The sequence below is a fragment of the Methylovulum psychrotolerans genome, from assembly GCF_002923755.1.
GTDB classification, from domain to species: domain Bacteria; phylum Pseudomonadota; class Gammaproteobacteria; order Methylococcales; family Methylomonadaceae; genus Methylovulum; species Methylovulum psychrotolerans.
Map to the genome: position 1 here is coordinate 395,344 of NZ_PGFZ01000002.1, position 22,166 is coordinate 417,509.

Genomic DNA, 22,166 nt, shown 5'->3' on the forward strand with positions numbered 1-22,166 from the left:
TGATCGTAAAGCGTATCAAACCACGGTTGGATTTCTGGTAAAGCTAAAAAGTTTTCTGGTTCGTCAATGCAAATAAGTGAATTTTCGGGAGTGCAATAAATCAGGGCATAAAGTGCAAACAATGCTTTCTGCCCTTCCGATAATTCATCAAAATCATAGCGAATAGTATTTTTATTGATTAAATTCTTAAACTCTATCCTTAATATTTTACGGACACCACTTAGTGGAGCTATTCCAAAATGATCGTATTCTGGAATGATCTGTTTCATTGCATTTTCAAATGCAGCAATACCTTTTCTATTTGCTTCATTAAGATGAGCAAGCCACTCAGCAAAATTTGATGAATCCCTCTCAAGTTCAATATCTTGGTTCATAACCCATGAGGACATTAAATACGGATTAATGCGGACAAAAAATAAGTTACGGGAATATTGCCCAAATTCTTTGGAGTAAAAGGAACAATATTTTTGTATACTTGATGTCGATTTATCAAGTGAGTATTCTGTTTCACCCCAAAGGTTACTAAAATAGAGCGTTTTTTCAGCGTTTGATTGCACGAGAACTTCATCATTGCAATACAGGCTCTCTTCTTTAATGACAGAAGGTATTTCTTCGTCGTGGTCTATTATATGACCCAAGCTAATAATTAATGAATACCTATAAACTGATTCTTGAATTTTAATATCTAATTGAAAGTGCGTATCAATTTTCTCGTTGCGTAACCAACGAGGCTGATCCGTATGGTTGAAGATGTTTTCAACTCCATCCTTATTTACCTCAGCATGAAGGTTTTTGTCATATATTTTTTGATAAAAAATTACCCTGCGTAACTTATCCAAAACCTCAAAAACCGTAGACTTCCCCGACCCGTTCGCCCCCAAAAAAAGACTAATATCCTTATCAAAGTTAATCTCAAAATTAACTAAGCATTTGTAATTATGGATATATAGTCTTTTTAACATGGCGGATAACCTTTAGCTGGTTTGGCACATCGGGAACCCCAACGATTCGCGCCGTGCATAATAAGCTTCGGCCACGGCACGCGATAAGGTCCTCACGCGCAGGATATAGCGTTGCCGTTCGGTGACGGAGATGGCGTGGCGGGCATCGAGCAGGTTGAAGGTGTGTGAGGCTTTTAAGACCATTTCATACGCAGGCAGCGGTAAGTTCAGCTCGATCAGCTTTTGGCATTCTTGTTCGTAAGTGTCGAAACAGGTGAACAGGAACGGCACGTTGGCGTGGTCGAAGTTAAACGCCGACATTTCCACTTCGTTTTGGTGGAACACGTCGCCATAAGTGACGATACCGTGCGGGGTTTTCGTCCAGACCAGATCATAAACGCTTTTTACGCCCTGCAAATACATCGCCAACCGCTCCAGGCCGTAGGTGATTTCGCCCGTGACTGGACGGCATTCCAAACCGCCGACTTGTTGGAAGTAAGTGAACTGGGTGACTTCCATACCGTTCAGCCAGACTTCCCAGCCTAAGCCCCATGCACCTAGGGTGGGGGATTCCCAGTTGTCTTCGACAAAACGGATGTCATGTTCGAGCAGATCAAAACCTAAATGCCGCAATGACCCCAGATACAGCTCTTGGATATTGTCCGGCGAGGGTTTGAGCATGACTTGGTATTGGTAGTAATGCTGCAAGCGGTTGGGGTTTTCGCCAAAACGTCCGTCAGTCGGGCGGCGCGACGGCTGTACATAGGCGGCGTTCCACGGCTCAGGGCCGATAGCGCGTAAAAAAGTGGCGGGGTGGAAGGTGCCTGCACCGACTTCTTGGTCTAAAGGCTGTAATAAAATGCAGCCTTGCTCTGACCAATAAGTTTGTAACGCAAGGATAAGGCCTTGAAAGGTAGATAAATCGTTGTTTAGACTCGACACGGCTGGCTTTGTTGGGTTGAGTTAAAAGGGCTAATTATAGCGTAAAACGCGGGGATGGGCGCGGATGGGATGGGGATTTTTCCCGCACATCCGCTTAGCAAGGTTAATGGCTCGGATGCGCCGCTTGTGGTTGGCTCAGCGCATTCCGGCGCAAAATATAGCCGTCGGCATTTTTTCCGGTGATGACGCTGCCGTTGCTGTCGAGCTGGGTTAGGGTATCTTCGCCGACCAAATAGTGGCGTGAGTTTGGGCTATTGCGTGGGGTCAGAATAATAGTTTTGGTGTCCTCATGCCAAGTAAATTTGCCCTTTTCGACAAATTCCCGGTCGGATTTGCCGACATTTTGGGTCATCAGGATGTAGCTGCCGTTACTGTTTAAGGCCAGTGAGGTTTTAACCCCTTTGCAATCTGCGCATGGCGTAAAGCCGTAATAAACGCCGGGCCAGTCGATGCTGGTTTGTGCGTGATGCGCGGCGTGGGGGTCTGGGTTTTCGGCAAACACAGGGGCATTGCCCAAACACAGGGTGATGAGGGCGAGCAAAGCAAAAGGTGGGGTTAATATCCGCATGGTGTAACTCCTGGCAAAATGACGATGTAGAGGTGGATGCTGCTTGTGTGGGTCTGGTCGCTAGTGCTGTTATGCCCCATGAAGGGGCATAATGGGGATATTTACTGCGTTACGCCGCTTTCTTTGGGTTTGCCCACGCCCAGAGACTCCAGCAGCATCAGCCCCACGCCGACGCTAATTGCGGCATCGGCGATATTGAAAATAGCGAAATGCCAAGTGCCGACATAAAAATCAACAAAGTCGATGACGTAGCCATAAATCAAGCGGTCGATCAGGTTGCCGACCGCACCGCCTAAAATCAGGGCGATAGCCACGGCCAGCAGGGTTTCATGCTTTTGCAGCCGTGCCAGCCAGATGCTTAAGGTGGTGCTGACGATGGCGGCTAGGGCGGCAAATAGCCAGCGTTGCCAGCCGCCCGCTTCGCTTAAGAAACTGAACGATGCGCCCTTATTATGCACATAGGTCAAGCTTAGCGAAGGTATCAGGGCAATCGACTCATACAGCTGCATGGTGCTGGAGATACCGATTTTACTGGCTTGGTCTAAGACTAAGGCCAAAGCTGACAACCATAACCATTTAAGCATAATGTCTCACTTCCCCCGCGCCTGCGACGTTATCAGCGCAACGGCCACACAGTTCGGGATGCTCAGGGTTTACGCCAATATCGGCGCGTTGATGCCAACAGCGCACACATTTTTGCTCGGTCGAGGCCACGACTTTGATTTTTAGGCCGTCGATTTCGCTGGCGACTGCATCTTCCGGCGCGGCTTGTTCGGGCAGTACGGTGGCTTTGGAGGTGATGAAGATAAAATGCAGTTCATCGGCCAGTTGCCCTAAATCGGCTTGCTGGGCGGCATTGCCATACAGGTGCAGCTCCGCATTTAAGGAGGCACCGATTTCGCCTCTGGCGCGGCTTTTTTCCAGTTCTTTACTGACTTCGGTGCGGATGGCCATAATTTTTTGCCAAAAGTCACGGTTTAACGGTGAGGTTTCATCCAGGGTCGTCAAGCCTTCATACCAGGTTTCCAAAAACACCGATTCGCTGTGTTGTCCGGGCAGGTAATGCCAGATTTCCTCGGCGGTGTAGCTGATGATAGGAGCCAGCCAGCGGGTCAGTGCTTCCAACACATGGTACATGGCGGTTTGCGCCGAACGGCGGGCAAGGCCATCGGTTTTGGCGGTGTATTGGCGGTCTTTGATGATGTCCAGATAAAAGCCGCCCAAATCAATCACGCAAAAATGATGCACTTTTTGGAAGATGTGCTGGAACTGGTAGGCTTCGTAAGCGGTTTTGACCTCTTCTTGCAACAGATAGGCGCGGTCGACAATCCAGCGGTCTAAGGCCAGCAAGTCGCCGGTGGCGACCTGATGCTGGGCGGGGTCAAAATCAGCCAGATTCGACAAGAGGAACCGTGCGGTATTGCGCAAGCGGCGGTAGCCATCGGAGGTGCGTTCCAGGATTTCATCGGACACGCGCATTTCGCCGCGATAATCGGTGGAGGCTATCCATAAACGCAGCACATCCGCGCCGAGGTTTTTCATCACCGATTGCGGCGGGATGACGTTGCCCTTGGATTTGGACATTTTTTCGCCTTTGGCATCGACCGTAAAGCCGTGGGTCAGCACGGCCTTATAAGGGGCGACATCGTTCATGGCGACCGAGGCCAGCAACGAGGATTGGAACCAGCCACGATGTTGGTCGGAACCTTCCAGATACAAATCGGCAGGGAAATGCAGTTCTTTGCGCCGCTCCAATACGGCGGCATGGGTGACACCCGAATCGAACCAGACATCTAAGGTGTCGGTCATTTTGTCGTAAAATTCGGCTTCCGCGCCCAGCAATTGCGCCGCGTCCAGCTCGAACCACGCTTCTATGCCTTGTTGCTCGATCAGTTGTGCGACTTGCTCGACCAGTTCGGCGGTGCGCGGGTGCAACTCGCCAGTTTCTTTATGGACGAAAAAGGTAATCGGCACGCCCCAGGTGCGCTGGCGCGAGATACACCAGTCAGGGCGGCCATTCATCATGCTTTCGATACGCGCTTGCCCCCAGTCAGGAATCCATTCCACGCGCTGGACGGCGCTTAAGGCCAGCTCGCGCAGGTGGTTTTTGTCCATAGAGATAAACCATTGCGGGGTGGCGCGGAAGATAATCGGGGTGTGGTGCCGCCAGCAATGCGGGTAGCTGTGCAACAGCGCGTGGTGATGCAACAGCTTGCCGCGCTCTTGCAGCAGTTCGATGACTTCGGCATTGGCGGTGAATACATGCTTGCCCGCAAACAACTCGGTGCTGGGCAAAAACACGCCATCGTTACCGACAGGGTTATCAATCGGCAAGCCGTATTTACGTCCGACAATATAGTCGTCCTGACCATGCCCTGGCGCGGTATGCACCGCCCCTGTACCCGCTTCGGTGGTGACGTGGTCGCCTAAGATAACCGGCACTTGGCGGTCATAAAACGGATGTTGCAGGAGTTGGTGTTCCAAGGCCGCGCCCGTGCAGCTGGCCAGAATGATATGACCGTCATTGTCATAACGCTTCATCGCCGCGATTAACAGGGCTTCCGCCAAAACTAAACGCTCATCGCCGTATTGCACCAACAGATAAGTCAGCTCGGCATTCAGCGCCACCGCTTGGTTGGCGGGCAAAGTCCACGGCGTGGTTGTCCAAATCACCACGGAAATGGGGCCGGTGCCTGCTTCGGTGCGCGGGTCATGGTCAGGTGAAAACGGCTCGAAGCAAGCTAAAAAGCCGGCCTCATCAACGGCCTGAAAACGCACGTCAATGGCGGGGGAGTGTTTGTCCTCATACTCCACTTCCGCTTCTGCCAAAGCCGAACCACAGTCGGTGCACCAATGTACAGGCTTCGCACCTTTGGTGATGTGGCCTTTAGCGTTGATCCTGCCGAGGGAGCGGACAATATCGGCCTCGAATTTAAAATCCATCGTCAAATACGGCTGTTCCCAATCGCCGAAAATGCCTAAGCGCACAAACGCCTCCTTTTGTAGGCTGACTTGTTTGCCCGCATACTCGCGGCAGGCTTTGCGGAAAATGGCCGGGGAGACTTTAACTCCCGCCTTGCCGACTTTTTTCTCCACTTGCAATTCAATCGGCAAGCCGTGGCAATCCCAGCCAGGAATATAAGGCGCGTCAAAACCGCTGAGGGTTTTGGCTTTGATGATAATGTCTTTTAATACTTTATTGACCGCATGGCCGATATGGATTTCACCGTTGGCATAAGGCGGGCCATCATGCAGTACAAACAGCGGCTTACCCGCACGGTTGGCACGGATTTTTTTATACAATTCCAATTGTTGCCATTTTTTCAACTGCTCCGGCTCACGTTGCGCCAGATTGCCTTTCATCGGAAATGCGGTGTTGGGTAGGTTTAGGGTCTTTTTGTAATCCATTTTTATAAGCTCTTATCTTTTAAATTTTTTTAATACACGTCAATGAGTGCCAATATCAATCAACTCTACTTTCATCGTCTAAAGCCTTGAACAAATCAGCAATATTGCCTGTTGCCACGTGTCCCGTCGCGTAATTCGATTCAGCCTCCTTAACCCTGTTACGAAGCGTGTCCCTTTGTTGTTCAATGGCCGGGGTGGTTGGCACATAAACGCGCAATTTATCCAAAAGCAATCTCCATTGAAGAAATATAGGTTTCACTGTAAATCACTGGGCAATTTTAAGCTACGGCAAGGTTTCGTTTTTCATTTCCAATAAGATTGCATCGACCGAATACGGTTGTTGCCATTGTTGGCGATCTTCGGCATAGTTACCGTGGCCTTGGTTAAACTGTTGTATGAATCGTATAAAGCCGCTCGCACCAAGACCTTGGTAGAGCATGTCAATACCAGTTTTGTAGATTTCTTGTTCTGTTTTATAGTCAATTACACTCATGGTAAAACCTCATTAAGCCAGACTAAGGGGTTGCGGACGGTAATTTTTAGCCCATTAATAGTTTGCGCCTTTTTTATAAACTTATCATCGACCGTCAGGAAAATGTCGGCATTATTTTCCGAACAGGCCAAGTGCAAGGCATCAAACGCTTGTACGCCGAAACTTTCAAATTGTTTAGCTCTGTTAATCATTGAGGAATTTATTTCAATCACCTCGCTAGCCAGCGATTCCATTAGCCTTAGTTCTATTTTTCGCGGTTCATCGGTTAACTTTGCTATTTCAAATTTTAAAATAGGGCTACTTACTAATTGCCATATCTGCCGCTCAACTAATGTAATAATTGTTTTTATTGCTTCCGCTTCCAGATGAACCCTGAGATCAGCTTGGTTATCAAAGGGTCTGTTCAAGCAGCAGTTGTCCATATAAATTTTCACCACTTGCTTTGCTCTAAATGGTAGTTTTGTGACAGCCAGTCCTTAGCCACCGCCACATCCAAAACAATCTGGGCTTTTAGCTGCTCCACCGAAGCGAAACGCAGCTCATCGCGGATTTTGTGCTTAAAATGCACCTCCACATAACGCCCGTATATTTCACGGTTGAAGTTAAACAAATGCGTTTCTAATATCACTTTAGAGCTGCCGTCTACGGTAGGGCGGCTGCCGACATTGGCGATGCCCATGACTTCTTGGCCATCTATGCCGGTCATGGTCACGGCAAACACCCCATTTATGGGGGTGTTTTTACGGAATAACCGGATATTTGCAGTCGGGTAGCCTAATGTCCGCCCGCGTTTGTCGCCGTGGGCGACCCGTCCGCAAATCGAATAGCTACGTCCCAGCAAGCGCTCTGCCTGCATCAAATCGCCTGCCGCGAGGGCATCACGGATCAAGGTGCTGCTGACGCGGCAACCTTCGGCCAGATAAGAGCCGGTATCTTCAACGCTAAAGCCGTGGCGGTGGCCTTTGGCTTTCAGCAACGCAAAATTGCCGCGCCGCGCCTTGCCAAAATGAAAGTCGTCGCCGACTACCAGATGTTTGATATTGAGTTTTTTCAGCAAAATCTCATCAATAAACTGGTCGGCATCGACATCGGCAAATTGGCGGTTAAACCGCGCTATCAGCAAATAATCCACGGGCAGGCCGCTGAATTGGATCACTTTATCGCGCAAGGCGCTGAGGCGTGAGGGTTCGTTATCCTTTAAGAAATATTCCAGCGGTTGCGGCTCAAAAATCATAATGACCACAGGCAAGCCTAAGGCTTCGCCCCGCGCCACCAGTTTTTCGATCACGGCCTTATGGCCTAGATGTAAGCCGTCAAAATTGCCTATCGTCAGTACGCAGCCGTCCACGAAAGGTTTTAATTGTGCCAGTCCTCTAATTAAGTGCATGTTTCAATGGTCTTCAGTCCTTTCAATCCGTACCCCGCCGCTGGGTGGGGCGCATTTTCCGCGTTTGCAGTACCCGGTCGGTTACGGGCGGCGCGGGCGCTTAGCTTACGATGATAAAAAATTATTTATCTTATCATGGGCTACGCTTAAATGCCGTAGTCTTAAGCCTGTTATTAGCAAAATGGCACCATAAACGCCTGCGCCGAGCAGGATGACTTTCAGCAAATTCACTATCCGCGCCGTGGTGTGCCAGTGTTGCCAATCATCAATGGTTACGCCGTAGTGCAGATAGGCCGCCATTGCCGTACTGGCCAGCAGTACCCGTACCAAAAACAGCACCCAACCGGGGGCGGCCTGATAGACGCGCTCTTGGCGTAATTTGTTCAGTAAGAGCAGGGCGTTGATAAGTGCCCCTAAGGAGGTGGCTAAGGCCAGTCCGGCATGGGCGAGCGGTATCGCCAGGACATTGCCTGCTAGACTAATCACCATCGCATAGCTGCCGTAACGTAAAGGGGTGGTGAGGTCTTGGCGGGCGGTAAAGCCCGGCACCAGCACTTTGATCATTAAAAAGCCCAGTAGGCCTAGAGCGTAAGCTTGCAGGCTTTGTCCGGCCAGTTGCACATCGGTATGGGTAAATTCATCATATTGGAACAGCGTCGCCAACATGGGTTCGGCTAGCAGGATCAGGCCGAGAGTGGCCGGAATGCCTGTCAGTAACACCAGCCGCAAGCCCCAATCTAAGGCGTTGGAAAAAGCCTTGGGGTCGGCTTGGGCGTGGTGTTTAGCCAATTGCGGCAAGATGACCGTACCTAAGGCCAAACCTAATAGGCCTTGCGGAAATTCCACCAAACGGTCGGAATAATACAGCCAAGAAACGCTGCCGACGGTTAGGAAGGAGGCGATTAAGGTATCCAGCAGTAAATTGATTTGTGTCACCGAGACGCTAAAAATGGCCGGGACAACACGCTTAAACAGGCGCTTGACCCCTTCATCCCGAAAATCCAGTTGCCAGCGTGGCAACAGGCCTAAGCGCATGAGCGGCGGGATTTGCAGTGTCAGCTGGGCGAGGCCGGCAATCAGTACGCCCCATGCCAGCGCGGTGACGGGTTCGGCCAGTAGAGGGGCTAGCCAAATGGCGGCGGCAATCATGCTGATATTGAGCAGGGCAGGGGTGAAGGCCGGGACAATAAACTGATGGTGGGCGTTTAAAATCCCTCCGGCAAAGGCGACTAAGGCGATAAACAGCAGGTAAGGGAAGGTGATCTGCAACATCAGTACCGCCAAATCATGTTGCGGGCCTTGCCAATTAAAGCCTGGAGCCAGCAATAAAATCAGCAAGGGCGCAGCCAGCACACCGATGAGGGTCAGCACTAACAACATAAAAGCCCACATACTGGCGGATTTGCTGATAAACTGACGCACCGCAGCCGGGTCATTTTGTGCCTGATACTCTGCCAAAACCGGGATAAAGGCATGGGCGAACGCGCCTTCGGTAAATAACCGGCGCAGAAAGTTAGGAAGCTTAAACGCGACAAAGAACGCATCGGTCGCCACGTCCACACCAAACAGCCGCGCAATCAGCATATCGCGGACAAATCCCAGCAATCGGGACAGCAGTGTCAGGCCGCTAACGGCGGCGGTGGCTTTAAAAAGTTGCCTGCTCAATCTTCGGCTCCGTAACTCGCTAAAAAGTTTGACAATAATAACATTTAAAAAGATAATACACGGCTATTTTACTTAACTTGAAAAAACCGAGACACCATGGCTAATACAGCACAAGCTAAAAAGCGCGCGAAACAAGCGGAAAAAAGCCGTATTCGCAACGCAGGACAACGCAGCAACTTACGCACCTTCATTAAAAAGGTCATTGCCGCAGTACGGGCGGGCGACAAGGAATTGGCGCAAGCAGCGTATAAAACGGCTGTGCCCATTATCGATTCCGCAGTTAACAAAGGCATTATCCACAAAAATAAGGCCGCACGCAGCAAAAGCAGACTGAATTCAAAAGTAAAAGCACTGGTTCTTGCTGAGTAACAAGTTACTGATAAAAAAGGCCGGATTTGTCAAAAATCCGGCCTTTTTTGTTGCCAAAAATTTAGGGGTTGCCCTTCTCACCTGTCATTTGAGCTTTTAGTCTCGGCAGTGCCTGTCGTCATCGATGGGCAAAAAATCTGCTCTCTGGCCTATAGCCCTTGTCTGCTATCGCGTGACGGTTGCCGCAAATCCGCTAAGGCTTGGCAATACCGCGTTATAATTAAACTATTCTTTCCAGCTTAATTAGGTTGCCAACCCAGTGACTATCGCCATGACGACACATACCCTCAATACCCGCCGTTTACTCTGCCCTTTACCGGTTATCCGCACCCAAGATAAGGTCAAGCAATTGTCGCCCGGCGACATTTTGGAGGTGGTAGGTACTGATCCCGGCATTATGCAAGATATTCCGGCCTGGTGCCGGATTAACGGCCATAAGGTACTGGCCACACGGTCTGCCGACCATGAGTATTTTATTATTTTGGAGGTGGGTGCGTAATGGCGGCGGTGTCCAGTGCGGTAATGGCTGAACGCCTAAAAAGACGCGCCAGTCTGGTCGGGGCTTTGGTTAATATCTTGCAGACGGCGATTAAACTGACGTTCGGTATTGTGGGGCAATCGGCGGCTTTGGTTGCTGACGGCATCCATTCCTTATCGGATTTGCTCAGTGATTTGCTGGTGATTATCGCGGTCAGGTTCGGCAGCCGTGCGGCCGACCCGGACCATCCCTACGGGCATCGGCGTTTTGAGACTATCGCCACGGTCATTTTGGGGCTGAGTTTGGTCGCCATTGGCGCGGCGATTATTTGGCATGTGTTGGAGCGCGTACACCATCCTGAGCATTTGCCGACTCCCGAACCGATGACATTGGGTATTGCCGCTTTATCTATTTTGCTCAATGAATGGCTTTATCACTATACGAAGCGCATAGCCAAAACCACCCGTTCAAAATTATTGTTGGCGAACGCTTGGCACCAACGCAGTGATGCGCTGTCTTCCTTGGTGGTGTTGTGCGGTATTGTCGGTGTCTTGCAGGGCTATCCGTTTGCCGATGCGGTTGCGGCGGCGGTGGTGGCGCTGATGGTCGCCAAAATCGGCCTTAATCTGGTGTTCGACAGCATTAAGGAATTGGTTGACACCTCGTTACCGCCGTCGTTGGTGGCGCAGATCCGGCAGGTGATCTTAAGCGTCGAAGGGGTGAAAGGTATCCATCTGTTGCGTACCCGCCGTATGGGCGAAGATGCCTATATCGATGCCCATATTGTCGTTGATCCGCGCATTACCGTATCCGAGGGGCATTGTATCGGTGACGCGGTCAGGGATGTGCTGATTAGCCGTTTTGACGACGTGTTGGATGTACTGGTGCATGTCGACCCTGAAGATGACCAAAACTTTAGCCATCAAGAACCGGCTCTGTCGAGGGCAGCGGTACAGGATTTGCTTGATGCTTATTTGGGCGATATGGCGGCGGGGCTTGAGTTCCGGCTGCATTATTTGGACAGACAGACTGAGGTGGAATTGATTTTGCCTTTGGCCTTATCGGCGCAGGCGGAAAGCTTGGCGCTTGTTAAGGCGCAATGCGAATTGTTGCAGATGCAAGTGCCGCAACTGAATCAGTTAGTGGTATTTTTTAAACTATAAACTTTTCGGGATGCCCGCGCATTCCGGTCAATTAAAACGAGGATTATTATGGCTGTAGGACAGCAAGGTCAATGTGACTTTCCAGCAATGCCGCCCGTGGCGGGCATCACTTTAGGTACGGCTTGTGCCGGCATCAAAAACACCCTAAAAGATGATTTGTTATTGATAGCCCTGCCGGAGCAGGCAAGTTGTGCGGCTGTGTTTACCCAAAATGCCTTTTGTGCCGCCCCAGTGCAGATTGCTAAAGCACATTTGTCGCAACAGCCCCGTTGGCTGATGGTTAACTCAGGCAATGCCAATGCGGGTACAGGTGAGCAGGGGATACAGGATGCCTTAATGGTTTGTGCCAGCTTAGCCGAATTGGTGGGGTGTGATACTAAGCAAGTATTGCCGTTTTCCACAGGGGTCATTGGCCAACCTTTGCCGATAGATAAAATGATGGTCGTGTTACCGCTGGCGATGTTAGATACGGCGGAAGATCACTGGCTACAGGCGGCGCGGGCGATTATGACTACCGATACTTTTCCTAAAGGTGTGAGCCGGGTACTGGAATTGGACGGCCAGACCATTACCATTAACGGTATTGCCAAAGGGGCGGGGATGATCCATCCCAATATGGCGACCTTGTTGGGCTTTATGGCAACGGATGCGAAAATCAGCCAAAAGTTATTGCAGCAGTGTCTGACAGAGGCAGTCGGACAGTCTTTTAACCGGATTACAGTCGATGGCGATACTTCCACCAATGATGCCTGTGTGCTGATGGCCAGCGGTTATTCGGCAGTGCCGGAGCTACACGCAGATTCTGAACATTATCGGCTGTTCGCCGCCGCCGTTATGGAGGTGGCTAAGCAATTGGCGGAGTTGATTGTCCGTGATGGCGAAGGGGCGACCAAGCTGATGCGGATTGTGGTGACGGAGGCGGCGACCGTTGATGAAGCGGTGCAAGTGGCTAAGACCATTGCCCATTCGCCTTTGGTAAAAACCGCCTTTTTTGCCAGTGATGCCAATTGGGGGCGGATTTTGGCGGCAGTCGGACGGGCCGGCGTTAGCGATTTAGTGCTGGAGGCGGTGCAGATTTATCTGGGCGATGTGTGTATCGTCAGACGGGGTGGCCGAGCGGCGGATTATACCGAAGAGGCGGGGCAAGCGGTAATGGATAAGGAAGAGATTACGGTTACGGTGAGTTTAGGGCGTGGCGGGGTCAGTCAAGAAGTGTTGACTTGTGATTTTTCTTACGATTATGTCAAGATCAATGCCGAATATCGGACATGATGGCAGATAGGGGCGATAATGCGCAAACAACGTATGCAGGTGGCCGTTGGTGTGGTGCGTAACGCCGCCGGACAAATATTGATCGCTTTACGCGCCCCCACCCTACATCAAGGCGGTTTATGGGAATTTCCCGGCGGCAAGCTGGAGGTGGGTGAAACCGCCGACCAAGCGTTGCGGCGCGAGTTGAAAGAGGAGTTGGATATTACGGTGCAGTCGGCAACGCCGTTAATCAGTATCTGCCACCAATACCCCGAACGCGAAGTGCAGTTGCTGGTATTTGAAGTCAGCGGGTTTTCGGGGCTGGCGCGTGGTAACGAAGGCCAACCGGTACGTTGGGTGGAGCCGGAAGATTTGGCGGCTTATACGTTTCCGGCTGCGAACCGGCCCATTATCGCCGCCGTGCAATTGCCGCCTTATTACGCCATTTTGGAAGCGGAGAACGGAGCGGGGTTGCGGGTGCATTGGCAGAAAATTATCGCCAGTGGCGCAACATTGGTGCAGATTCGCGCTAAGGGGTTGCCTAGGGCGGTTGTGGCGGCGTTTTTGGATGAACTTAATGTCAGTGGTCAAGGGCGGGGCATAACCGTGCTGGTTAACTCGTCATTGGGTCTGGCGGAGCATCCGTTGGTGCAGGGCATCCATTTGACCAGCCAAGATTTGCGGGCATTGAAACAGCGTCCTAAAAATGTCCGTTGGTTGGCGGCTTCTTGCCATAATGCTGATGAATTGCGGTACGCCCAAGCTATAGGGGCGGATTTTGCCGTGTTGGCGCCCGTTTTGCCGACCCTGACCCATCCGGATGCTGATGCTTTAGGGTGGGGGGCTTTTTCTGAGTGGGTGGCGGGGGTTAATTTACCGGTGTATGCTTTAGGCGGCATGGCCTTAACGTCACTGACTATGGCGCGGCAAGCCGGGGCGCAAGGCATCGCTTCGATCCGGGCATTTTTGGTTTAAAGTCTGGTTGTCTGCCCGTTAAAGACAGGATAACGGGGACTTTGCTATAACGGCAGCTTTTAAAAAGCCTTGATTTAAGGACAAGGCTTTTTTGCTGTCGCTGTGTTTGGCAATTTCGGGCTTCCCGTCCGTAAACGGTCAGCGCCTAAAATTTCAAGTGGGTGGTGGCTCGGTAAACTTAGGATTGCCAAATAGGATGGTCGCCGTCTTCTTCGTCACCGTCAAGGAGAGGCTCGCCCGGAATGCGTTTTTCTTCCATTGCCCATTCGCCTAAGTCGATCAATTTGCAGCGCTGCGAACAAAATGGCCGGAACACTTGCTCAGGCAACCACGCAACAGGGGTTTTGCAAGTAGGGCAAGCAACGGTGAGGGGTTTGCTGGAGGCAGACATCAGAATAGGCAACAAGTCAGTTGGAAAGGAATGTCATCAGGGCTTTGGGTCGGACGTTTGTCATCTTCCGGCGGCACCATAAAGCGGATGGTGCAACGGTGCTTGCCGCCGCTGATTTCGGCAAAGCAGGGCAGGGATTTATCCAGGCTAACTTTCAGGAGTTGGAAAGTTTGGTTACGGTCAGGGGTGAATTGGAAAAAGCCTGCCGCCGCCACTTCTTCAGTGGGGGAGTTACTATGGCGGATCAAGTTCAATACCAGTGCGATGGCGGTGCGGATGTCATTAAAAGGGTTGCTCCACAACTCCAAATCCTTTCGGCAATAGGCGGCATCTTGCTCTAGCCAATGGTGGTATTCGGGCAAATCAAACGAGCAGGTGCCGCCCGGAATGGAACTGCGTTGGGTGATGCTTTGGAACAGGTCGCTTTCCATGACGTTCATACCGATTTTTCCGGTCACAGCATAGAGGTTTTTGCTGATAAACGCAGCTTCGGCAAGGATGTTTTCCAGTTTATCGGCATCAATGCCCTCATTGTGGGCCATTTTTCCCAGCACTTTAGTGTTGCGGTCAAGTTCTTTTAATACTTCTGATTTTAGGTCATTGCGTCTAAAAATGGACATGATGTCGAGCAGGGCGCTGATGGCGGCACGTTTGTCGGCCACAGTCGCACCTGCTGAAAAGTGGCCGAATTGTTGAAAGAGTTGTTCTAACCTGATGAATACGCGGATACGTTCATTGAGCGGGAATTCATAGGTAATGGTGTTGTTCACAGACAAGTTAATCCTGGCAATTGCTGAATGAAAGGTATAAATTGTGCAGTTTTTTGACATCTTCTGCAAGTTTGTCGTTGCTGGCCGTGTTTTCTATCAGGTCGTCAGCATGGGCAAGGCGGTATTCACGGGAAACTTGGCTGGCAATAATCGCCTCAATTTGCCCGGTAGATAATTGGTCGCGGCGGCGTACGCGCTCAATTTGCAACTGGGTCGGGCAATCGATCACCAATATCCGGTCGACTAGAGCCGTCATTTGGGTTTCGAACAATAAGGGTATGGCGAGTAGGCAATAAGGGTTGTTAAGCACTGCCATTTCCGTGCGCATGGCTTGAAAAATTAAGGGATGCAATAGGGCTTCCAGAGCTTGTTTGGTTTCTGGTTGGCTAAATACCCGCTCGCGTAACCGACTGCGGTTGAGCGAACCGTCACTCTCCAGCATGTCTTTTCCCCACATCGCCACAATTTGCCTTAAGGCCGGTTGGCCGGGCTGGACTAGGCAGCGGGCGATGAGGTCGGCATCAATAACGGCTACGCCCAATTCGGCGAATAATTCTGAGACGGTGGTTTTTCCGCAACCTATGCCGCCGGTGAGGCCGACTTTTAACATGGGATCATAAGCCGGATACGGCCAAATACAGCTTATTGATGTCCGCGCCCCATAATAAGGCAATCCAGCCCGCCAATGCCAAATAAGGCCCGAAGGGTATGGGGATGCGGTGGTCGCGTTTGGCGATGAGCAGCACGGCAATGCTGACGACAGTACCGACCAGCGACGATAAGAGGATGATTAACGGCAATACTTGCCAGCCCAGCCAAGCACCGAATAAGGCCAGCAGCTTAAAGTCGCCATAACCCATACCTTCTTTGCCCGTCAGCAGTTTAAACAGTTGGAAGACCGACCACAACGCCAAATAACCCGCCGCCGCCCCGATAATGCTGGCATGGCTATCGGTAAACACGCCAAAAACGTTCAGCAGCAGGCCTAGCCATAGCATGGGCAGGGTAATCGAGTCGGGCAGCAGTTGGTGGTCGATATCAATAAAGCTCAAGGCGACTAAGGCCCAAGTCAGTAACAGTGCAAACACGGTTTGAAGGCTATAGCCGAAATGCCAAGCGACAGCGATTGACAGTAGGGCGGTGAAGGCTTCTAAGAGCGGGTAACGCAAGGCAATGGGGTTGCGGCAGTGGGCGCATTTACCTTGTAAGACGAGATAACTGACTACCGGAATGTTTTGGTAGGCTTTTATTGGGGCATCGCAAGCCGGGCAGCGTGAGGGCGGCAAGGCCAAGTTGAATGGTGCCGCCTCAGGTTCAGGCGGCAATTCCAGATATTCCAGGCATTCCTTGCGCCAACTGCGCTGCATCATGACCGGCAGGCGGTAGATGACGACGTTCAGGAAGCTGCCTACCAGCAAGCCGACCACGCCTGCCAATGCCGTACAGAGCAAGGGCGAGCGGAATAATATGTCTAGGAGCTCTATCATATGCTGTTATGTGAAAGGCTTAGCTGACGACAGCGCCGAGCTTGAAGATCGGCAGATACATGGCGACAATCAGGCCGCCGACCAGAATACCCAAGATGACCATGATAATGGGTTCCATCAGGCTACTTAAATTGTCTACCAAGTTATCCACTTCTTCTTCGTAAAAGTCGGCTACTTTCGATAGCATGGCATCCATAGAGCCGGCCTCTTCACCAATGGCGACCATTTGTTGCACCATGTGCGGCCATATTCCGGTCTGCTGCATGGCAAACTGTAAGCGCTGGCCGTTGGCGACATCTTCACGCATTTTCATAACGGCTTCGGCATAAATAATGTTACCGCAAGACCCTGCTACGGAGACTAATGCCTCAACCAGCGGTAAACCGGCGGCGGACATGGTGGATAAGGTACGCGCAAAGCGGGCGATCGCGGATTTGTTGATAATCAATCCGACGACGGGAACTTGCAAGAGCATCCGGTCAAGAAAATGGTTGAAGGCCTTGGAGCGTTTTTTGAAAAAATCAAAGGTGTAATAAGCGCCGAGCAAAATCCCCAGTACCACATACCACCACGCTTGCAACCATGCCGACATGTCGATGACCATACGGGTAAAGGCCGGTAAGTCTGCACCAAAGCTTTTGAACAAGTCTTCGAACACCGGCACCACAAACAACAGCAAAATAGCCGTCACCAAAAACGCCACCACCAATACGGCGATAGGGTAGGTGAGGGCCTTTTTGATTTTCTTTTTCATGGACTCGGATTTTTCTTTATAAGTGGCGACCTTATCGAGTAAGGATTCCAATACACCGGCTTGTTCACCTGCCCGCACCAAGTTGCAAAACAGTTCGTCAAACTGGATAGGATGCCGTTGCAAGGCCTCTGCTAAGGTATCGCCCGCCTCAATATCGCCTTTTATCTTCATCAGCATGGCTTGCATACTGGGGTTTTCGTGGCCGCGCCCGACGATGTCAATCGCCTGTACTAAGGGTAAACCTGCCCCCATCATGGTCGCCAATTGGCGGGCAAAAATGGCGATGTCGCCGGGCGTGATGGGTTTTGGCCGGGCGCCGAACAGCGGTTTGGCTTTTTTCTTGATGCTGGTGACGCGAAAGCCCTGCCGCCGTAATTCGGCTTTGGCGACCACTTCGCTGATGGCGGAAATTTCGCCTTTGGTTTTATTTTTTACCTTGTCCAGACCTTGCCAGACAAAATCAATTTGGTCGGTTTTCTCTGCCATGTCTACTCCTTGGTTACTCGGTCAATTTCTTGTAGGCTGGTCACGCCCATACGGACTTTATTCAGTCCAGAAGCACGCAAGTCGTTAATGCCCTCGGCTTTCGCCAGTTGGGTCAGTTGTAAGGAGTTGCCGCCTTCCAAAATCAATTCGCACATTTTTTCGCTTAAGGTCATGACCTGATAAATGCCCACCCGGCCTTTATAGCCATTAGTGCAGTTATCACAACCGACTGGGGCGAACAGTTGCAAGTCAGGCAGTTCCTCTTCGGTAAAACCCGCCTCCAATAACAGTTTGTCGGGAAATTTAATAGGGGCTTTACAACGTTCGCAGAGGCGGCGGGCCAGCCGTTGCGCCATGATCAGGTTGACCGCCGAGACGATGTTAAAAGGGGCTACCCCCATTTGCATTAGCCGGTTGAGCGTTTGCGGCGCGTCGTTGGTATGTAGGGTGGACAATACCAAATGGCCGGTTTGGGCGGCTTTGACGGCAATATCGGCGGTTTCCAAATCGCGGATATCACCGACCATAATAACATCAGGGTCTTGCCGTAAAAAGGCTTTCAGCGCGGCGGCAAAAGTCAGCCCGGCCTTGTTGTTGACGTTGACCTGGTTAATGCCTTCGACGGTAATTTCCACCGGGTCTTCGGCGGTAGAAATGTTACGGTCGATGCTGTTGAGGATATTCAGCCCCGTGTATAAGGATACCGTTTTGCCGCTACCCGTAGGGCCGGTTACCAGAACCAAGCCATAAGGTTTATGGATGGCTTTGAGGAACAGTTGTTGCTGTTCGGGTTCAAACCCCAGTTTTTCAATGCCCAGTTGCGCGGCGGTGGGGTCGAGGATACGCAATACCACTTTTTCGCCAAACAAAGTCGGGCAGGTATTGACCCGAAAATCAATGGCCCTGGTTTTTGACAATAACAGTTTGATACGTCCGTCTTGGGGTACGCGGCGTTCGGCAATGTCCATGCGTGACATGACCTTAACCCGCGAAATGATGCGCGTGGCGATGTTAACGGGCGGGCTGGCAATAGCGTAGAGCATGCCGTCTTGCCGGAAGCGGATCCGGAAGTTTTTCTCATAGGGTTCCATGTGGATGTCGGACGCGCCTTTTTTGATGGCGTCCAACAGCACTTTATTGACGAACCGGACGATAGGTGCCTCGTCGGAATCCGAATTGCCGTCAACCACTACCGCCCCATCGTCGGCCCCTAAGTTAACATTGTCCAAGTCCGAGTCCAGCAAATCCATCATCGTGGTTTCGGGGACTTCCAAAGCAATTTCAATGGCGCGGCTGAGTTTACTTTCTTCAACCAGAATCAGTTCCGGACGCATCAACGTCTGAAACTTGATATCTTCCACACCCAAATGGTTGGTCGGGTCGGATACCGCAATAAATAAAGTCTTGCCACGTTGCAATAGCGGTAAGACATGGTGTTTGCGGATGAGTTTTTCGTTAATTAAGGCAATGGGTAAACTATGGCAGTCAACCGCATCCAAATCCAAAAACGGCAGGCCAAATTCAACAGACGCTTTTTGGGCGATGGTGTTGCTGTCAACAACCTTATTGGCGACTAAGTGACTAATCAGTTGGACTTTATTTTCTTTGGCTTCTTTAATGTTGTTTCTGGCTTGGCTTTCCGTGAGCAGCCCTTCTTGGACCAATAATTTGGCAAGCCCTCTTAGTTGAATGTCAGTCGGTTCAGTAGCCATGCGTTAGGTCAGTTTTTATCATCATTAAAAATATAGAGCAATTCCCTGTTTTGTCTAGCTTAGACCGAAAAAAACCCTCATTCGGTGGGTTTTTTTCGGGCAGCGGAAAGTTTACAAGGCGCTGATTTTGGTGTGCTGTTGCTCAAGGTTGTTTAGCATGGAGTGCATTTCCGCCAGTTTGGCCCTTTCTTTATCAATGACTTCGGCAGGAGCCTTATCGACAAAAGCCGGGTTGTTCAGTTTGCCTTCCACTCGCGGCAAATCGTTTTTTAGGCGTTGGATTTCCTTATCCAGACGCGCCAATTCGGCAGTTTTATCAATCAATCCGGCCATAGGGATTAAAATGCGCAAGTCACCGACTAAGGCGATGGCCGATTCTGGGGCGGCTTCAGCGTTGCTCAGCCACGTTAAGGTTTCCAATCGTGCCAAACGTTGCAGATAAACCAAATTATTGCTGACGTAGGCTTGGTCGGCGGCAGAGCCGTGTTGTAGTAACACGGGCAAGGGTTTGCCCGGAGCGATGTTCATTTCACCACGGATACGCCGTACCCCTAAAATCACCTGCATGAGCCAATCGATTTCGGCAATGGCCTGCTGGTCTATTTGTGCGGTGTCTGCCTTAGGATACCCCTGTAACATTACCGTGTCACCCGCAATACCCAACAGCGGTGCGACCCGTTGCCAGATTTCTTCGGTGATGAAAGGCATAATGGGGTGCGCCAGGCGTAACACGTTTTCCAATACCGTCAATAAAGTCTTGCGCGTGCCGCGTTGTAGGGCGAGGTTATCCGATTGCAGGGAGACCTTAGCCAACTCCAAATACCAATCGCAATATTCGTTCCAAGTGAACTCATAAAGTGCTTGGGCTGCCAAATCGAAGCGGTAATGGTCGATGGCATGGCAAGTGGTATCGATGACTTGGTGCAGGCGTGAGCTGATCCAGCGGTCAGCTTGGCTGAATTCACAGGGGGCATCACCGCAGCCGCAATCTTGCCCTTCGGTATTCATTAGCACATAACGGGCCGCATTCCATAGTTTATTGCAGAAGTTACGGTAGCCTTCGGTACGCGCCAAATCGAAGCGGATGTCGCGGCCTGTGGAGGCGAGCGACGCGAATGTGAAGCGTAGCGCGTCGGTGCCGTAAGAACTGATACCGTCGGGGAAATCTTTGCGGGTCGCCTGTTCGATTTTCTTCGCCAAATGCGGCTGCATCATGCCGGCGGTGCGCTTAGCGACCAAGGTTTCCAAGTCAATGCCGTCGATGATGTCGATGGGGTCTAAGACGTTGCCTTTGGTTTTGGACATTTTTTGGCCTTCGGCATCACGCACTAAGCCATGGATGTAGACTTCCTTAAACGGCACTTGGCCTTGGAATTTCAGCCCCATCATAATCATCCGTGCGACCCAGAAGAAAATAATGTCAAACCCGGTGACCAGAACGCTGGTGGGGTAATGCTGCGCCAATTCCGGCGTTTGTTCCGGCCAACCTAGGGTGGAAAATGGCCAGAGGGCGGATGAAAACCAAGTGTCCAGCACGTCTTCGTCTTGGTGTAACGGGTAATCGTCGGCCAAATGATGCCGGTTGCGGATGGCTTGTTCGGAGGCGCCGACATAGACATTGCCTAACTCGTCATACCAAGCCGGAATGCGGTGTCCCCACCAAATTTGCCGGGAAATGCACCAATCTTGGATATTACGCATCCAGTCAAAATAGGTGTTTTTCCAATTGTCGGGGACAAATTTAATGTCACCGTTTTCGACGGCGGCAATCGCCGGTTCAGCCAACGGGGCGACTTTAACATACCATTGGTCGGTCAGCAGCGGTTCGATAACGCTGCCGGAGCGGTCGCCGCGCGGTACCATCAGCTTGTGGTCGGCAATTTTTTCCAGCAGGCCTTGAGCCTCTAAGTCGGCGACGATTTGCTTACGCGCGGCAAAGCGGTCTAGGCCTTGATAAGCGGCAGGTATCAGTCCGTCGGCACTGACGCTGGCATTGATGGTGAATATGTTAATCAGGCCGCCCTGCGGCAAGTCTTGCATGGCCGAGGTGTGGCGATGGCGTGTCCAGACCTCATAGTCATTAAAATCATGGGCGGGGGTGATTTTTACGCAGCCTGTGCCGAATTCGGGATCGACATAGTCATCGGCAATAATTGGGATGCGCCGACCCGTCAGCGGCAGTTCGACAAATTCGCCCAGCAGATGCTTGTAACGCTCGTCATTGGGGTGGATGGCCACGGCGGCATCGCCGAGCAGGGTTTCAGGGCGGGTGGTGGCGACAATCAGAAAGCCTTGGCCGTTGGACAACGGGTAGCGCAAATGCCACATTGAGCCGTTTTCTTCGGTGGGTAAGACTTCCAAGTCGGAAACGGCGGTATGCAAAACCGGGTCCCAGTTCACCAGGCGTTTGCCGCGATAAATCAGGCCTTCTTCATAGAGGCGGATAAAAACTTCTTGCACCGCATCGGACATACCCGCGTCCATTGTGAAGCGTTCGCGTTGCCAATCCAATGACGAACCCATGCGCCGCAATTGGCGGGTAATGGTGCCGCCGGATTCTTCCTTCCATTGCCACACTTTGTCTATAAAGGCTTCGCGCCCGTAATCATGGCGGGTTTTGCCTTCGGCATTGCATAAGCGCTCGACCACCATTTGCGTGGCGATACCGGCGTGGTCGGTGCCCGCTTGCCACAAGGTGTTGCAGCCTTTCATGCGGTGGTAGCGGATCAGCGCGTCCATAATGGTGTCTTGGAAAGCGTGTCCCATGTGCAGGCTGCCTGTAACGTTAGGCGGCGGGATCATGATGCAATATGATTCGCCTGTGCCTTGGGCGGCAAAATAACCTTTGTCTTCCCATGTTTGGTACCAGCGTTGTTCGATTGAGTGCGGTGAGTAAGTCTTTTCCATGATGTCGTGTCGGGTTTTT

22 protein-coding genes are annotated in these 22,166 nt (G+C 51.3%); 5 read left to right on the forward strand and 17 right to left on the reverse strand.

What is annotated here, in order from left to right; genetic code table 11:
* The 10 genes from AADEFJLK_RS07535 to murJ form a co-directional block, all read right to left on the reverse strand.
* Window positions 1-962 (reverse strand): AAA family ATPase (locus AADEFJLK_RS07535; protein ID WP_211299173.1); only part of this gene is annotated, 962 nt, incomplete at its 3' end.
* Between the two features lie 12 nt (window positions 963-974).
* A complete protein-coding gene (glyQ, locus tag AADEFJLK_RS07540; protein WP_103973840.1) occupies window positions 975-1,883 on the reverse strand; it encodes a glycine--tRNA ligase subunit alpha in 909 nt (302 codons plus the stop codon).
* A gap of 103 nt (window positions 1,884-1,986) precedes the next feature.
* Window positions 1,987-2,451, reverse strand: coding sequence for a copper resistance protein NlpE (locus AADEFJLK_RS07545; RefSeq protein ID WP_088618431.1), 465 nt, complete (start codon window positions 2,449-2,451; stop codon window positions 1,987-1,989).
* A 101-nt stretch (window positions 2,452-2,552) separates the two neighbouring features.
* Window positions 2,553-3,035 carry a signal peptidase II gene (lspA, locus tag AADEFJLK_RS07550; protein ID WP_103973841.1) on the reverse strand — a complete coding sequence of 161 codons (483 nt, stop codon included), beginning with the start codon at window positions 3,033-3,035 and terminating at the stop codon, window positions 2,553-2,555.
* Window positions 3,028-5,859 carry an isoleucine--tRNA ligase gene (ileS, locus tag AADEFJLK_RS07555; RefSeq protein WP_103973842.1) on the reverse strand — a complete coding sequence of 944 codons (2,832 nt, stop codon included), beginning with the start codon at window positions 5,857-5,859 and terminating at the stop codon, window positions 3,028-3,030. The genes lspA and ileS overlap by 8 nt, the downstream gene beginning before the upstream one ends.
* Before the next feature lie 55 nt (window positions 5,860-5,914).
* On the reverse strand, window positions 5,915-6,085 hold the full coding sequence (locus AADEFJLK_RS24415) for a hypothetical protein (protein WP_157679010.1): 171 nt from the start codon (window positions 6,083-6,085) through the stop codon (window positions 5,915-5,917).
* 57 nt (window positions 6,086-6,142) lie between these two features.
* Window positions 6,143-6,352 (reverse strand): hypothetical protein, encoded by a 210-nt coding sequence (locus tag AADEFJLK_RS07565; protein WP_088618428.1) that lies wholly within the window; start codon window positions 6,350-6,352, stop codon window positions 6,143-6,145.
* Window positions 6,349-6,759 (reverse strand): PIN domain-containing protein, encoded by a 411-nt coding sequence (locus AADEFJLK_RS07570; protein WP_170065055.1) that lies wholly within the window; start codon window positions 6,757-6,759, stop codon window positions 6,349-6,351. Before AADEFJLK_RS07570 ends, AADEFJLK_RS07565 begins: the two co-directional genes overlap by 4 nt.
* A gap of 23 nt (window positions 6,760-6,782) precedes the next feature.
* Entirely contained in the window at window positions 6,783-7,739 is a 957-nt protein-coding gene (gene ribF, locus AADEFJLK_RS07575; protein ID WP_103973844.1) for a bifunctional riboflavin kinase/FAD synthetase, read from the reverse strand.
* A 105-nt stretch (window positions 7,740-7,844) separates the two neighbouring features.
* Window positions 7,845-9,404: a murein biosynthesis integral membrane protein MurJ gene (gene murJ, locus AADEFJLK_RS07580; RefSeq protein WP_103973845.1), complete on the reverse strand. Its 1,560-nt coding sequence runs from the start codon at window positions 9,402-9,404 to the stop codon at window positions 7,845-7,847.
* 96 nt (window positions 9,405-9,500) lie between these two features.
* Between murJ and rpsT the strand changes: the two genes are divergently transcribed.
* The 5 genes from rpsT to AADEFJLK_RS07605 all read left to right on the forward strand — a co-directional run bounded on the left by rpsT (window position 9,501) and on the right by AADEFJLK_RS07605 (window position 13,640).
* On the forward strand, window positions 9,501-9,773 hold the full coding sequence (gene rpsT / locus AADEFJLK_RS07585; RefSeq protein WP_088618424.1) for a 30S ribosomal protein S20: 273 nt from the start codon (window positions 9,501-9,503) through the stop codon (window positions 9,771-9,773).
* A 271-nt stretch (window positions 9,774-10,044) separates the two neighbouring features.
* Complete coding sequence (locus tag AADEFJLK_RS07590) at window positions 10,045-10,272, forward strand: sulfurtransferase TusA family protein (protein WP_088618423.1); 228 nt, start codon at window positions 10,045-10,047, stop codon at window positions 10,270-10,272.
* Window positions 10,272-11,414, forward strand: a complete 1,143-nt coding sequence (locus tag AADEFJLK_RS07595) for a cation diffusion facilitator family transporter (RefSeq protein ID WP_103973846.1) — start codon at window positions 10,272-10,274, stop codon at window positions 11,412-11,414. Before AADEFJLK_RS07590 ends, AADEFJLK_RS07595 begins: the two co-directional genes overlap by 1 nt.
* 48 nt (window positions 11,415-11,462) lie before the next feature.
* A complete protein-coding gene (gene argJ / locus AADEFJLK_RS07600) occupies window positions 11,463-12,686 on the forward strand; it encodes a bifunctional glutamate N-acetyltransferase/amino-acid acetyltransferase ArgJ (protein WP_088618421.1) in 1,224 nt (407 codons plus the stop codon).
* An 18-nt stretch (window positions 12,687-12,704) separates the two neighbouring features.
* On the forward strand, window positions 12,705-13,640 hold the full coding sequence (locus AADEFJLK_RS07605; RefSeq protein WP_103973847.1) for a Nudix family hydrolase: 936 nt from the start codon (window positions 12,705-12,707) through the stop codon (window positions 13,638-13,640).
* Window positions 13,641-13,818: 178 nt separating this feature from the next.
* On the opposite strand, the gene yacG is transcribed toward AADEFJLK_RS07605, so the two are convergent.
* The 7 genes from yacG to AADEFJLK_RS07640 form a co-directional block, all read right to left on the reverse strand.
* The gene (gene yacG / locus AADEFJLK_RS07610; RefSeq protein ID WP_088618419.1) at window positions 13,819-14,031 is read right to left on the reverse strand and encodes a DNA gyrase inhibitor YacG; all 213 of its coding nucleotides are present in this window, start codon (window positions 14,029-14,031) and stop codon (window positions 13,819-13,821) included.
* Window positions 14,031-14,801, reverse strand: coding sequence for a cell division protein ZapD (zapD, locus tag AADEFJLK_RS07615; protein WP_103973894.1), 771 nt, complete (start codon window positions 14,799-14,801; stop codon window positions 14,031-14,033). The genes yacG and zapD overlap by 1 nt, the downstream gene beginning before the upstream one ends.
* Window positions 14,802-14,808: 7 nt before the next feature.
* A complete protein-coding gene (gene coaE / locus AADEFJLK_RS07620) occupies window positions 14,809-15,411 on the reverse strand; it encodes a dephospho-CoA kinase (protein WP_103973848.1) in 603 nt (200 codons plus the stop codon).
* Between the two features lie 4 nt (window positions 15,412-15,415).
* Window positions 15,416-16,288 carry a prepilin peptidase gene (locus AADEFJLK_RS07625; RefSeq protein WP_103973849.1) on the reverse strand — a complete coding sequence of 291 codons (873 nt, stop codon included), beginning with the start codon at window positions 16,286-16,288 and terminating at the stop codon, window positions 15,416-15,418.
* A gap of 19 nt (window positions 16,289-16,307) precedes the next feature.
* Window positions 16,308-17,528 carry a type II secretion system F family protein gene (locus AADEFJLK_RS07630; protein WP_088618415.1) on the reverse strand — a complete coding sequence of 407 codons (1,221 nt, stop codon included), beginning with the start codon at window positions 17,526-17,528 and terminating at the stop codon, window positions 16,308-16,310.
* Window positions 17,529-17,530: 2 nt separating this feature from the next.
* Entirely contained in the window at window positions 17,531-19,240 is a 1,710-nt protein-coding gene (gene pilB / locus AADEFJLK_RS07635; protein WP_103973850.1) for a type IV-A pilus assembly ATPase PilB, read from the reverse strand.
* Between the two features lie 111 nt (window positions 19,241-19,351).
* Window positions 19,352-22,147 carry a valine--tRNA ligase gene (locus AADEFJLK_RS07640; RefSeq protein ID WP_103973851.1) on the reverse strand — a complete coding sequence of 932 codons (2,796 nt, stop codon included), beginning with the start codon at window positions 22,145-22,147 and terminating at the stop codon, window positions 19,352-19,354.
* Window positions 22,148-22,166: the final 19 nt, after the last annotated feature.

Excerpts from the sequence above, each read along its gene's own strand:
- AADEFJLK_RS07545 (WP_088618431.1), bottom strand. The coding sequence starts at position 2,451 with ATGCGGATATTAACCCCACCTTTTGCTTTGCTCGCCCTCATCACCCTG.
- lspA (WP_103973841.1), bottom strand. The coding sequence starts at position 3,035 with ATGCTTAAATGGTTATGGTTGTCAGCTTTGGCCTTAGTCTTAGACCAA.
- ileS (WP_103973842.1), bottom strand. The coding sequence starts at position 5,859 with ATGGATTACAAAAAGACCCTAAACCTACCCAACACCGCATTTCCGATG.
- AADEFJLK_RS07565 (WP_088618428.1), bottom strand. The coding sequence starts at position 6,352 with ATGAGTGTAATTGACTATAAAACAGAACAAGAAATCTACAAAACTGGT.
- ribF (WP_103973844.1), bottom strand. The coding sequence starts at position 7,739 with ATGCACTTAATTAGAGGACTGGCACAATTAAAACCTTTCGTGGACGGC.
- rpsT (WP_088618424.1), top strand. The coding sequence starts at position 9,501 with ATGGCTAATACAGCACAAGCTAAAAAGCGCGCGAAACAAGCGGAAAAA.
- AADEFJLK_RS07590 (WP_088618423.1), top strand. The coding sequence starts at position 10,045 with ATGACGACACATACCCTCAATACCCGCCGTTTACTCTGCCCTTTACCG.
- AADEFJLK_RS07595 (WP_103973846.1), top strand. The coding sequence starts at position 10,272 with ATGGCGGCGGTGTCCAGTGCGGTAATGGCTGAACGCCTAAAAAGACGC.
- argJ (WP_088618421.1), top strand. The coding sequence starts at position 11,463 with ATGGCTGTAGGACAGCAAGGTCAATGTGACTTTCCAGCAATGCCGCCC.
- AADEFJLK_RS07605 (WP_103973847.1), top strand. The coding sequence starts at position 12,705 with ATGCGCAAACAACGTATGCAGGTGGCCGTTGGTGTGGTGCGTAACGCC.
- yacG (WP_088618419.1), bottom strand. The coding sequence starts at position 14,031 with ATGTCTGCCTCCAGCAAACCCCTCACCGTTGCTTGCCCTACTTGCAAA.
- coaE (WP_103973848.1), bottom strand. The coding sequence starts at position 15,411 with ATGTTAAAAGTCGGCCTCACCGGCGGCATAGGTTGCGGAAAAACCACC.
- AADEFJLK_RS07625 (WP_103973849.1), bottom strand. The coding sequence starts at position 16,288 with ATGATAGAGCTCCTAGACATATTATTCCGCTCGCCCTTGCTCTGTACG.
- AADEFJLK_RS07630 (WP_088618415.1), bottom strand. The coding sequence starts at position 17,528 with ATGGCAGAGAAAACCGACCAAATTGATTTTGTCTGGCAAGGTCTGGAC.
- pilB (WP_103973850.1), bottom strand. The coding sequence starts at position 19,240 with ATGGCTACTGAACCGACTGACATTCAACTAAGAGGGCTTGCCAAATTA.
- AADEFJLK_RS07640 (WP_103973851.1), bottom strand. The coding sequence starts at position 22,147 with ATGGAAAAGACTTACTCACCGCACTCAATCGAACAACGCTGGTACCAA.